Origin of the sequence: Persicitalea sp. (genome assembly GCF_041751555.1) — a bacterium.
In the GTDB taxonomy this organism is placed as follows: Bacteria; Bacteroidota; Bacteroidia; order Cytophagales; family Spirosomataceae; genus Persicitalea.
In genome coordinates, this window is record NZ_JBGSXF010000225.1 from 1 (window position 1) to 11,763 (window position 11,763).

General features: G+C 48.5%; 11 protein-coding genes and 1 pseudogene. 1 reads left to right on the forward strand and 11 read right to left on the reverse strand.

Annotated features, from left to right (window positions below; translation table 11 throughout):
- The 3 genes from ACEW8P_RS08030 to ACEW8P_RS08040 form a co-directional block, all read right to left on the reverse strand.
- On the reverse strand, positions 1–247 hold a 247-nt coding region (locus ACEW8P_RS08030; RefSeq protein WP_373512572.1), incomplete at its 3' end, for a hypothetical protein.
- Positions 248–260: 13 nt separating this feature from the next.
- Entirely contained in the window at positions 261–653 is a 393-nt protein-coding gene (locus ACEW8P_RS08035; RefSeq protein ID WP_373512573.1) for a hypothetical protein, read from the reverse strand.
- Positions 654–764: 111 nt separating this feature from the next.
- A complete protein-coding gene (locus tag ACEW8P_RS08040; RefSeq protein ID WP_373512574.1) occupies positions 765–1,700 on the reverse strand; it encodes a PLP-dependent cysteine synthase family protein in 936 nt (311 codons plus the stop codon).
- A gap of 477 nt (positions 1,701–2,177) precedes the next feature.
- On the opposite strand from ACEW8P_RS08040, the gene ACEW8P_RS08045 reads away from it, so the two are divergent.
- Complete coding sequence (locus ACEW8P_RS08045; protein ID WP_373512575.1) at positions 2,178–2,540, forward strand: FKBP-type peptidyl-prolyl cis-trans isomerase; 363 nt, start codon at positions 2,178–2,180, stop codon at positions 2,538–2,540.
- Positions 2,541–3,047: 507 nt separating this feature from the next.
- Here the strand turns inward: ACEW8P_RS08045 and ACEW8P_RS08050 are convergent.
- The 8 genes and pseudogenes from ACEW8P_RS08050 to ACEW8P_RS08085 form a co-directional block, all read right to left on the reverse strand.
- Positions 3,048–5,234: a DUF4928 family protein gene (locus ACEW8P_RS08050; RefSeq protein WP_373512576.1), complete on the reverse strand. Its 2,187-nt coding sequence runs from the start codon at positions 5,232–5,234 to the stop codon at positions 3,048–3,050.
- 323 nt (positions 5,235–5,557) lie between these two features.
- Positions 5,558–5,863 carry a helix-turn-helix domain-containing protein gene (locus tag ACEW8P_RS08055; RefSeq protein ID WP_373512577.1) on the reverse strand — a complete coding sequence of 102 codons (306 nt, stop codon included), beginning with the start codon at positions 5,861–5,863 and terminating at the stop codon, positions 5,558–5,560.
- Positions 5,844–6,197 (reverse strand): type II toxin-antitoxin system RelE/ParE family toxin, encoded by a 354-nt coding sequence (locus ACEW8P_RS08060; RefSeq protein ID WP_373512578.1) that lies wholly within the window; start codon positions 6,195–6,197, stop codon positions 5,844–5,846. Before ACEW8P_RS08060 ends, ACEW8P_RS08055 begins: the two co-directional genes overlap by 20 nt.
- Positions 6,198–6,293: 96 nt before the next feature.
- On the reverse strand, positions 6,294–7,643 hold the full coding sequence (locus ACEW8P_RS08065; RefSeq protein WP_373512579.1) for an APC family permease: 1,350 nt from the start codon (positions 7,641–7,643) through the stop codon (positions 6,294–6,296).
- A gap of 61 nt (positions 7,644–7,704) precedes the next feature.
- Positions 7,705–8,940 (reverse strand): nucleoside recognition domain-containing protein, encoded by a 1,236-nt coding sequence (locus tag ACEW8P_RS08070; RefSeq protein ID WP_373512580.1) that lies wholly within the window; start codon positions 8,938–8,940, stop codon positions 7,705–7,707.
- A 114-nt stretch (positions 8,941–9,054) separates the two neighbouring features.
- Entirely contained in the window at positions 9,055–10,167 is a 1,113-nt protein-coding gene (locus ACEW8P_RS08075; protein WP_373512581.1) for a flavin-containing monooxygenase, read from the reverse strand.
- A 61-nt stretch (positions 10,168–10,228) separates the two neighbouring features.
- Complete coding sequence (gene eat / locus ACEW8P_RS08080) at positions 10,229–11,542, reverse strand: ethanolamine permease (protein WP_373512582.1); 1,314 nt, start codon at positions 11,540–11,542, stop codon at positions 10,229–10,231.
- Positions 11,539–11,763, reverse strand: a pseudogene (locus tag ACEW8P_RS08085) (ABC transporter permease); the annotation flags it as partial. The gene eat and the pseudogene ACEW8P_RS08085, both read right to left, overlap by 4 nt.

The following is an 11,763-nucleotide window of genomic DNA, read 5'->3' on the forward strand; positions in this document are numbered from 1 at the left end:
ATGCTTGTTCGTCTTTCTCACTATGGGTTTGAGAATACTGTTGCAAGTTGTAAACTGCATCTTTTTGTGCTTTTGACCATAATCCTTCTGCGCCTACAAAAGCCCTTACGGACGAAAGGGTATGAACAGCAAAATAAAGTGTTCCAATTTCAACAACAATAAGAACAGCCATGATACCTACCACGGAATATAACTTCCTGGCAATAGAAAGATTTTTGAACCAACTGAAAAAAGAAAAAGTTGTCATGGTTAATGTACTATTACAAATATTGCTTTAACCATTCTTTTGCCTCAGTTTCATCATTAAACATTTTTACGGGATACGGTTGTTTTTTGATACTAAAAAATAGATTAGCCGCCATTTTTCCTACGGCCGAGCGAGAGATTATGGCCACTGCTTTTGCGATTTCCGGTATTACCTCTGCGGCATAGTCACGCATTTCTTTGTTAGCCGGAGGCGCATCCGTGCTGTCAGAAAGCAGGCAAATTTTTTTTCCGCCTGTTATCTTTCTAAATTCTTCCATCGTCTTTTTTGCTTCTTCTACCGTTTGCTGAGGAACTTTTTTAGCTACGGTGCAGAGAATTCCATGTTCATCAAACCACATCGTGGATGTCGGCAACTCAAAGACTTCGGTATTTTCGGGGGGGACCATATCTTGTTTATGATTTGTGGTTGATTAATTTTTGCAAATGCAACAATACGAAAATTTTTGTTTCAAGTGCTCAGGTCTATAGGACACAGACTCCGGATAAACAAAATTATCCTACCAGTCAAACAAGCCACCTGCCAGGTACTTCATACCCGAATCACAGGCAACCGTTACGACTGTATGACCGGGCCCCAACTGGCAACCAATGTCTAGTGCAGCGGCCACGTTAAGTCCGGTAGATGTACCCGCAAAAATACCTTCACGAGCGGCGAGGAGCCGGGCAGTTTCACGAGCGCGTGCTTCCGATATAGCACCTACTTCATCGTAAGCTTCAGCCGATAACATCGGTGGAATAAATCCCACTCCAACACCATCGATACTGTGGCTGCCTTTGATACCCTGCGTCAACATTGGCGATTCTGCGGGTTCAAGAGCCACTACTTTCGTATCAGGGCCGGTATGTTTCAGTTCCAAGGATACGCCCGTAAGCATTCCCGCCGTGCCAACAGCTGCCACGAAAACGTTCACGAATGCCGGACACTGTTGCCGAATTTCCTTACCCATTTTTCGGTATCCTTCAATGGCATCACGGTTTTCAAACTGGCGCGTCCAATAGTTCTCAGGATCTTGTCCCAATTCCGCCGCTAACCCAATCATGCGAGGAATCAAGTCGGGTGTAATTCGGCCACCCTCGCTTGAAACAAGCTGAATTTCGGCACCTAATGCTCGCATTGACTGTAGTTTCTCTTTTGCAAAAGCGTCCGAAGTGATCACCCGGAAGCGATACCCTTTCACCGCGCAAACAAAGGCTAGTGCTGTGCCGGTACTCCCTGCTGTACACTCGACTACTGTCATGCCGGGCCGGAGAGTACCCCGTTGTTCGGCTTCTTCAATGATAGCCAGCGCCATACGATCTTTAAAGGAACCCGTGGGGTTCAGGTACTCCAATTTCAGGTAAACATCAGCACATTGATCGGGAACGATGTTGCTTAGACGCACCAATGGCGTATTTCCAATTGCAGATAGTGCATTGTATGCTGTTGAATGCATAGGATACGAACGATAAAGGATTCACCACGAGTCAAAATCTGCTTTATTGGTAAGAAAGACCCGGCTGTATGTGCTTCAGATACATCGAGCGCCGTTGTTCATAGTTTTCGACACTACGAACTCCAAATAGTGGGCCGTTGAACGGGGCCGACCGTCGGTGGCTATTTACTTTTGGTACGCAGTCTCCCTTCGGAAGACATACGCACAACTTGACGGCGGTGAAAGACTACGAAGCGCGAAAGATTAGAAGCTTACGAAGAACGGAATAAGAAACTACTGCCTGTGAACCATAATCCATTTATATAGGTATAGCTATATAAAACCGATTAATCAACTACCTTTATAGAAATGAAATGGAAAGGTTTTCTTCTTCTTGGCTGCATAGTATTTGCCAGCAGCTGTCAGAAAGATGATGCAAATGATCCGAATGTAGCCTGTGACAGGGCTATCCCAACCACAAAAGCACCGCAGAGCGAAGTGACTACCTTGAAACAGTACCTTGATGCGAATAACATCAAGGCTACGGCGGACGATAGGGGATTCTACTATACCATCGACTCACCTGGGTCAGGAGCTAAACCTACTTTGTGCTCGAATGTTACGGTTAACTACCGGGGTACGCTAACGAACGGCAATATGTTTGACAGTGCCTCAGGCATAAGTTTCGACTTATCAAGGCTTATTGTAGGCTGGCAGCAGAGCATTCCCTTGATCAGCCCCGGTGGTAGCATCACGCTGTACTTACCGCCGAGTCTGGCGTACGGATCACAAGCACAATCGGGTATTCCGGCTAATTCGATCCTTATTTTCAAGATAGACCTTACCCGCATCAATGGATGAATGACAGGGTGTCCGGTTCGGGAAGCCTATCGATAACTGGCTCCACGGTATGGTTCGTATTCGAGTCCCATAAAACAACACGGCTGGTGTACTCATTGAGGCTGGCGTGAAGTAAGCAGTGTTGTTTATAAAGTTTGACACTACGAACCTCAAATAAGAGGCCGCTCGACGGGCTAACCCGTCGAGTGGCTATTTGCTTTTGGTACGCAGTCTCCCTTCGGAAGGCCCCGCACACCGTGGATCTAACATTTTCTTTTGCTGGTATTCGCGTTGCAAACGCGAGGAGATTCAACCCCGATTGCAAATTGGTTAGCGGGGAAAAATGGTGGTGGATCGTTAAAAACGGCCTTTTATTTTTAGTACGCAGTCTCCCTTCGGAAGACATACGCACAACTCGCCAACGGTGGAAGACTACGACGAACAGGGGGCACAACGCGTTGATGGTGGAAGACTACCAAGTACTGGGTCATAGAAATCCACGGTGGAGGAAGACCACAGCGAACTAGTTTAATTTCCAAAATCTGGAATCACAATTTTTAAACTAGAATCATTCTCATATATGTCAATAAGCTCATTATATTTTTTGAGTAAAATTTCTAAATTATTGATAGATATCTCTCGCTTGAATTCACTTAATTCATCTAAATTTTGCGAGATAAATTGTTCAATACTGTATATGTTTACTTTTGATCGATAGCTTGGATCCAAATCTTTGGTTAGATCGCTGATTCCCATTCTATCTGAGGGAATCAGTAGATAAGTAGTTCTCCCAGATTTTGCATTTTCAAGAGCCTTTGTGAAGTGATCCAAGTTAGGAGATTTTGTAACGTGAATCACGCTGTTACCAAGATCAAAATCCCCTCTTCGCTTCGTCTGAAAATCCGCAGTCGATGCCTTATTGTGTGAAACAATAACGTTACTATTATTTCGATACCTTAATTCTAATTTAGCACCAACTAAATGTTGTAAAATGGCTCCTGAATTACTGGAAGAAGTGTTAATAATCTTTGAAATGAATGAGCCAATAGTTTCATTGCTAGAATAATTCACCTCGATACCACCTAACGCCTCATGCTCATCAAGCTTGTTTAATACAAGATTATTCAGTACTCTCACAGATGCTAATCCGTATTCTCGAAGTAGGCTATTTGGAGCATTATAAACTACCGAATTAACTATTTTAATCATGTCGAGACCGGCTCGCTTGGTTCCTGTACTCGTCCTGCCAGCTTCACCTCCTGACTTTGGGATCAGATCTGCCCTACCTAAGGTGCTTAATGCTAAATTGATTTTGTGGGAGGTGTGGTTTTTAATTGATCTATCACCAAAATGTTCACCTTTATCAGTGCTATCCACCGCAAGAGTGTTTTCGAATCCCCAAGGTTCATTTTCTGAACTGGATAAAAAATTGTGTAATACGACTAAGGCACCGTATAATCTTCCTCTAATTGGTAAGCCTGAATGAGTATCCATATGGGATTCAGACCAGTCTTCAAACAATTTAGAGATGTTATCTTCAATATTTTTGGGTAGTTCCTGCATTAAATTTGAAGTGATTGTCGATTTATTTTTGATGTTTTTATTAGCTTCATGTAATGGAGTTAAATAGTTTGAATCAAGCCATGATATCACAGAACTACAAACTCCATCACCAAATCCAAATAAGTAGTCATTAAGACTGTGTTTTGGAGAGATATTAAATTTGGGAGCACCCATCAAATGTGCCGCTTCTTTCGCGTTTATAAGGCGCACATTAAATTCGCCTCTACCTACCCGAATTAGAATTTGTTTCGCACTACCTCCTTTTGCAGTTCTTAGACATCCAGCAAGTTGATCTACTCTTATTTCAGCTGTGCTTTGCTTAATGCCGTCTCTGATCCTCATTCTTCTGAAAGCTGTGCCGTAAAAATACTGTTCTTTCTTTTTTCTTGATTTTATCCATTCTTGATGCTTTGTCGACATCTGTGAGAATAGATAATTTGTTCTTTCCTGATCCCAAAATATTTTATCAGTTTTATCTATGATACTTTCGAGAGTAATGTTAGATAAAGGCAAAGGCCTATCGGTTAAGAATGACCAAGACAAGTCAGAATTTTTTTTGATTACATCTATGACAGATTTAGGTCTTGACCAAGTCTCAAATACTTCATCTTGAATGATATTTTTAGTATTGATTCCTTTCTTTAATGAAATAATAAAAACACGTTCTCGGCTTTGAGGAACAAAATGTTTAGCATCTATTAATAATAGATCATTGCTATACCCTAGTTTATTGAAGTGTTGTAATAAGTATCGTACGTCCAAGCCATTGTTAGATTTTAAAAGTCCTTTTACGTTCTCAGTTAACATGACGGAAGGTCTTTCTTCTTCATTTTTGGCATATAAAGCCCCTAATAGACTATCTATAGCGCTCGATTCTTTTCCATTCTGAATACCTTTTCTTCTACCAGCGGCTGAAATATCTGTACATGGGAATGAGGCATGTCCAAGAAATGTCGAAGGAAGTTCTGATGCTTTAAGCTCAAATATATCTTTAACCGAATATCTGTCAGATAGCCCATTAAAATGTGATTCAAATATCTGGAATTTTTTTTGCTCGTAATCCAACGCAAATGACAAATGCCAATCATTAGGTACTAGCGCATAATCGACAAGTCCTATTCCAGTAAATATATCAAAATATGTTTTTTGCATTCGTATGATACAGTTTCTACTCAGAAAAAGTAATGTAAAAGGGCAGATATTTGTCTATGCTATCAAACCGACAAACATCTATTGAGAATTAAACATTCACATAAGCTGATAAGAAGACTCCTTTATTCCTTCACTTCCCTCTTTTTAAAATCCAATACAGCGGCGCTCCCCCCAAAAACAACAACCACCCAATCAAAGCCGAACTTGGGTCGGTTATAATCACATTGACGGCGACGACGAGTAAAAATAGCACAAAAAAGCCGGGCAGCCACGGGTAGCCCCCCATTTTGAAACCCCGCTGAGGGTCAGGGGTACAATAAACTTCACATATCCACGCTCAATTTCAAATGTCCTCCAAGCCCTTCCTGAATTATCCGCATGAGGGTCGAAAGGCGGATGTCACTCGCGTTGTTTTCAATTCTGGAAATGTAGGTCTTGGTAGTTCCGCATTTTTCGGCCAGCTGTTCCTGTGTCATACCCTTTGATTTGCGCAGTTCCTGGAGCATAACCCCAAGTTTGAAAGCTTCAAATTCTTGTTCGTATTTCTCTCTGCTATCCGTTCCGGGTGCGCCGTACTGCTCGTCGAGATGGTCGGCGAAGGAAGTGAGATTATTCATGGTCTTTTTCATCGAAGTATTGCTTTTTGAGTTTTTCTGCTAGTTCAATTTCCTTTTTCGGGGTCCTCTGGGTTTTCTTTTGAAATCCGTTTATCAAGATAATTAGCTGCCCTTTGTCAAAGAAACTAAACACCCGGTAAATGTTGGAGCCAACTTCGACTCTAATCTCATAGAGTCCGTCCGTGCCAGTAAGGTGCTTGAAATATTTATCGGGAATTCTGTCCAGGGTGGCTACCAACTGTAATGTCCAGTCGAATTTCTTCTGAACGGCTGGATCTAAGGTTTTAAGAAAACTCTTGTAGTAGTCCTTGAAGTAGTAAACGTCCCTTATGAATTTATTTTCCATTTCGAGCCTTTGACGGGATAAAGTTAGCTAGTTAGGTAATATTTTCCAAGCCAAGTAAAATAATCTTATACTTGAAATAACCCTTTGGTCTAAACCTCACTTCCCCCTTCTTAACACCCAATACAACGGCCCGCCCCCCAAAAACAGCAACCACCCAATCAAAGCCGAACCCGGATCGGTTATAATCACATTAACCGCGACGACGAGTAAAAATAGCACAAAAAAGCCGGGTAGCCACGGGTAGCCCCACATCTTGAAGCCCCGGTGTAGGTCGTCTTTGCCGGCGCGGGCCCGGAACACGAACAGCGTGGCGGCGGCACTCGCAATGGCGATGCTGTCGATGGACATCACGTAGTTGACAATCTTCTCGAAGGTGTCCAGAAACCAGAGCGAGCCGATGGAGGTGGCGGCCAGGAAGGTGAGCGTGAACTCCTGGGTTTGGGTGCGGGAATTGACGCGCTTAAAAATGGCGGGCAGAATCTGGTCGTCGGCCATGGCGTAGTACACGCGCGGGATCGAGAGCATCATGGCGTTGACGAAGCCCAGCACCGAGAGGAAAATCGCCAGCGAGAAAAATACTTCACCCCACGGCCCGAACACTACCCGCGCCAGATCGGCGGCGATGAGGTTGGAGTTGCGCAATCCCTCGAAACCCAGCGCCCGGTAGTAGGTGTAGTTGAGGACCAGGTACAGCCCCAGCACCGTAAACATCCCAATGAAAATACCCCTGGGCGTATTGCGCACCGGGTCTTTGATGTCGGCCCCGAAATTGAGCGTATTCTGGTAGCCACCGTAGGAGAAAAACACGGCAATGAGGCTCGCTCCGAAAGCCGTAAACCAATTCGTGGTCGCAGGTACTTCGGCCACCACGGCGGTATCAGTGGTAGCCGCCGGGTAGAAAACCCCCAGGCAAAGTACCAACATCATCACGATTTTGGAGCCGCTGAGCAGGTTTTGGGTGCGCGAGCCCGCCCGGATGCCCAGCATGTTGATGACGTAAAAACAAAACAGCGTCAGCGCCGCCGTCCCCTGAATGCCGCGTTGGTTGTGGAGCCACTCGGGCAGCAGCGGGTTCAGGTACTCGCACCCCAGCAGGGCTACGCCCGCCATGCCCGCGCCGTAGGTGAGCACCAGCGCCCAGTTGATCATGAAGGCGTACATCGGGTGAAAGGCGGTGGAAATGAGTTTATAAAATCCGCCGGGAAAGTGGTGCCGCGACCCGATTTCGGCGAACACAAAGGCCCCGAGCAAACTCACCAGTCCGCCCACGACCCAGGCCCCAAAAAACAATTCGGGCGATCCCGCCTGTCGGGCCACGATGGCGGGCGTCCGAAAAATCCCCACGCCAATGACGAGGCTGATGACGATCATCGCCACGTCGAAGGCGTTGATTTGGGGGCGGATATCGGAGGAGGGTTTGGGCATAGGTTTTTGTGGTACGGGCATCTTGCCCGTCTTTTTGATTCTTTTGAATCCGCGAAACGGGCAAGATGCCCGTACCACAGGGCTAATGAAAAAACAAATACCCCAGCCAAATCCCCGCTAGCACCCCCACAAAATCCGCGATCAACCCCGCCACAATCGCGTAGCGAGTGTTTTTGATGCCGACGGAGCCAAAGTACAAAGCCACAATATACAGCGTCGTATCCGCCGAGCCCTGGAAAATACAGACCATGCGCCCGATGAACGAATCCGGCCCGAACTCCTTCATGGCGTCGATCATCAGGGCGCGGGCGCCGCTGCCACTAAGTGGTTTCATCAGGGCCACGGGCAGCGCGTCGGTGAATTCAGTGTTGAAACTGGCGAAAGAGAAGAGGTACTTTAAGCCGTCGATCATATAATCCATCGCCCCACAGGCCCGGAACGCCGCAATCGCCACCAGCATCCCCACGAGGTAGGGAATAATGACCACCGAAGTACTGAACCCGCTCTTGGCCCCTTCGATGAAGGAGTCGAACACGTTGACTTTTTTGTAAAGCCCACCCAGCAGAAAGCCCGCCACGATAAGCAGCAGTACCGAATTGCCGAAGACGATCGAAACGGTCTCGATCTGCTCCTTGGGCAGTCGCGCCAGGAAGAAAAGCCCGATGGCGATGAAGGCGGTGAGTCCGCCCAGGCCAAACATGATGGTGCGGTTGAAGATATTGAGCCGCTGCCAGGTGGCCGTGATGAGCATACTCACCACCGTGGTCACATAAGTACCCACCACGCAGGGGATAAATACATCCGATGGACTTTCGGCCCCGAGAATGGCGCGTTGAGCGATAATACTGAGGGGGATAATCTGCAAGCCCGACGTATGCAGTACCAGGAACATGATCTGGGCGTTGGAGGCCGTGTCGGGGTCGGGGTTGAGGGTTTGCAGACTCTGCATCGCTTTCAGTCCGAATGGCGTGGCGGCATTGTCGAGGCCGATCATGTTGGCGGCGAAGTTCATGATCATCTCACCGTTGGCGGGGTGGTCGCGGGGTACTTCGGGAAAAAGCTTATGGAAAAAAGGTCCGATGACCCGCGCCAGCACATTGATGGCCCCGGCTTTCTCGCCGACATTCAGAATACCCAGAAAGAACGTCATGACACCCGCCAGCGGCAGGGCGATGTCCATTACGGCGACCTCAGCCATGTCGAGCATGCCTTCCACGACGAGTTTGAAGGTAAGCGTATCGCCCAGGAAAATGAACTTCACCAGGGCGATGATGAAGGCAATGACAAAGAAGAAGACGAAAATGTAGTTTAGAGCCATGCGGGGAATTTGAGGAGAAGGGAGAAAAGCAGGAAAGGGAAAAGGTTTTAAACGGGGTACCCCGTAGCGCACAAAGTGGACGTTGGCGCAATTTAATGGAGTTTGTGGTTTATTCTAAACCCCGCCAGCGGTTAGGTGCTTCACGATCTTCTTCGAGTCCAGATTGATCCCGCGCAAAATGCCCGTCAGCGGCTCACTGAAACCCAGGAAGTAAAGTCCGGGAAATGCATCGTACCACAATTTATCTACCCCGCCGCGTCGATTGAGCAGGGGTTCCAGCTCAGGTACCAACTCGCCTAACCAGGCCCGGTAACCCGTGGCAAGTACCACTGCGTCCACACCCAGCACTTGACCGTCCGAAAGTTCGACGCTGGTGGCACTGAAATGACTAATCCCGGTAGTGACCTTAATTTTTTCGGCTTTAATCTGTTCGATTGTGCCGACGTCCAGCACCGGAATGCGACCCATCCGAACGCCCTCGGAGGGAGAATATTCCGGCGTTTGCAGGCCATAGGCCGACAGGTCACCCACGGTTCGTTGCTGGATAAACCGCGAAATAGCATCATAAGCCCGGTTTGGCAATAGGGCACTCATGACAATGGCCGCCAATTGGGTAGGTTTGCCCGCAATATCACGCTTCATAATATTGGTCGGACTTCTTACGGACAGGAAAGTACTGGCAGCCTGTTGGCTCAAATCGAGGGCGATTTCGGCCCCGCTGTTTCCCATCCCCACCACCAGCACATTTTTACCCCGAAAAAGATCGGCATTTTTGTATTCGCTGCTGTGCAGGATCGTGCCCTGGTACTTCTCCTGTCCTGGCCAGCGGGGTACATTCGGCACGCGGTTGTAGCCAGTGCAGAGCATGACGTTTTCGGCCCGGAATGTATCGGTCGCCGTTTTTGCCACCCAAAAAGTACCCTCTCGTCTGAGCTTTTGCAGCGCTTGACCGAACAGCGGCTTAATATTGAAATGATTGGCGTAGTTCTCCCAGTACTTGATCAAATCCAGTCGGGGCACGAAAACGGGGTAGTTTTTCGGAATAGGACGGTGGGGAAGACCGGAAAACCGACGGTCGGTGTGCAGGTGAAGGCGGTCATAGTGGTGGTGCCAGGCTTCTCCGATGTGAAGGCCCTTCTCGATCACCGTGAAATCCTGCCCTGCCTTAGCCAGTCTTCCCGCGATGGCTAAGCCGGATGGCCCCGCACCGATAATCAGGTTTTTCATTTCCAGAGTACGCTCCGATGGATTGATAGGCGTGCTGATTTTTCCGCTAAAAGTACTTGCGTCAGGAGAGGTCTTTTCTTCCTTTCCGGTGAAATAAAAGAAACTTCAACCCAAAAGCAATCCCCATGACACCCGCGTAAAGCAATGCCGACACCGGGTTATAAATCGTCAGGGCAACCAGAGAAACTAACGCAATCATCAACGTTACCCACGGCACCAGCGGGTAGCCCGGCGTACGGAAAGGACGCTCTAACTCAGGTTCTTTTTTGCGTAAAATAATGAAGGACACCAGGGAAAAAGAATACATCGTCAACGCGCCGAAGGCCGAGAGAATGATGATTTCGGCGGTGGACTGCGTGAGCAGAGCAGCCAGGCCGATGCCCATATTGAGGAGCAAAGCGTTGGCGGGCGTCCGGTACTTAGCGTGAATTTTGCCAAGGAGGGCCGGGCCATTCCCCAGTCGGCAAAACTCGTAGGTAGAGCGCCCGGCGGCCAGCAGCAGTCCGTGGAAGGACGCGACCAGCCCGAAAATTCCGAAGCCGATGATGACGTTGTACAGCGGGTGCTTCTCGGTACCGACTTGTTGCAAGGCCAGGGGCAGGGGAGAGTCGGACGCCAGTCCGGCTTCGTCGAAAACTACCCCTTCCCATCCCGAAACGCCCACTGCCGAAACAAAGGTGAAGCCGCAAAGTACTACCAGCGTCGCCATCGCTAGCAGAAAGCCGCGCGTGAGGTCGCGCTGCGGGTTCAGGCTTTCTTCGGCGACATTGGCCAGTCCTTCGATGCCCAGAAAAAACCAGATCGCGAAGGGCATAGCGGCAAAGACGCCGCCCCAGCCATTGGGCAAGGGGTTGGTAGTGAAGGCTTCGGTCGAGAAATTGGGGAGCGTAATGCTTGCGAAGAGAATTAGCCCAATCACAGCCACTACCGTCACGAACAACTCGAAAGTAGCGGCTACGTTGGTGCCCAGGATGTTGAGGATGGTAAACAAAATGTACACGCTGACTGCAATCGCTAGCGGCGGCACCGACGGCACGAACAGCGACACGTAGGCTCCAATCCCCGCCGCGATGGCCGGGGGCGCGAAAAGAAACTCGATGTTCTGCGCCATGCCCGCCAGGAAGCCACCCCGCTCGCCGATGGCGCGGCTGGCGTAGTCGAAGGCCCCGCCCGCCTTCGGAATGGCGCAAGCCAACTCGGCGTAACTCAGCGTGAAGCCCAGATACATGAGAATCACCAGGCCCGTCGCGACAGCCATACCCAGCGTCCCGCCTTCCTGCAGGCCCAGGTTCCAGCCGAAGTACATCCCGGAGATGACGTAGCCGACGCCAAGGCCCCAGAGGAGGGTAGGGGTGAGGGTCTTTTTGAGCTTCATTTCTTGAAAAGCAACGCCTTGATCGGCTGAATGCGGGTGATCACATACGTTGGAATTAACAGTACCAAACCTACCAATAACAAAGTCAAAAGATTGATAAGCAACACTGTCCACCAATCGAAGACGATCGGAACGGTATCCATAAAATAATTCACTTGATCGAGTGGAATAAGGTGAAACTGCCACTGCAGCCACGCCAGAAACAGTCCCGCGAAGTTGCC

What these genes read in the sequence shown, in the direction of transcription:
- ACEW8P_RS08035 (WP_373512573.1), bottom strand. Translation starts at nt 653, where the DNA reads ATGGTCCCCCCCGAAAATACCGAAGTCTTTGAGTTGCCGACATCCACG.
- ACEW8P_RS08040 (WP_373512574.1), bottom strand. Translation starts at nt 1,700, where the DNA reads ATGCATTCAACAGCATACAATGCACTATCTGCAATTGGAAATACGCCA.
- ACEW8P_RS08050 (WP_373512576.1), bottom strand. Translation starts at nt 5,234, where the DNA reads ATGCAAAAAACATATTTTGATATATTTACTGGAATAGGACTTGTCGAT.
- ACEW8P_RS08055 (WP_373512577.1), bottom strand. Translation starts at nt 5,863, where the DNA reads ATGAAAAAGACCATGAATAATCTCACTTCCTTCGCCGACCATCTCGAC.
- ACEW8P_RS08060 (WP_373512578.1), bottom strand. Translation starts at nt 6,197, where the DNA reads ATGGAAAATAAATTCATAAGGGACGTTTACTACTTCAAGGACTACTAC.
- ACEW8P_RS08065 (WP_373512579.1), bottom strand. Translation starts at nt 7,643, where the DNA reads ATGCCCGTACCACAAAAACCTATGCCCAAACCCTCCTCCGATATCCGC.
- ACEW8P_RS08070 (WP_373512580.1), bottom strand. Translation starts at nt 8,940, where the DNA reads ATGGCTCTAAACTACATTTTCGTCTTCTTCTTTGTCATTGCCTTCATC.
- ACEW8P_RS08075 (WP_373512581.1), bottom strand. Translation starts at nt 10,167, where the DNA reads ATGAAAAACCTGATTATCGGTGCGGGGCCATCCGGCTTAGCCATCGCG.
- eat (WP_373512582.1), bottom strand. Translation starts at nt 11,542, where the DNA reads ATGAAGCTCAAAAAGACCCTCACCCCTACCCTCCTCTGGGGCCTTGGC.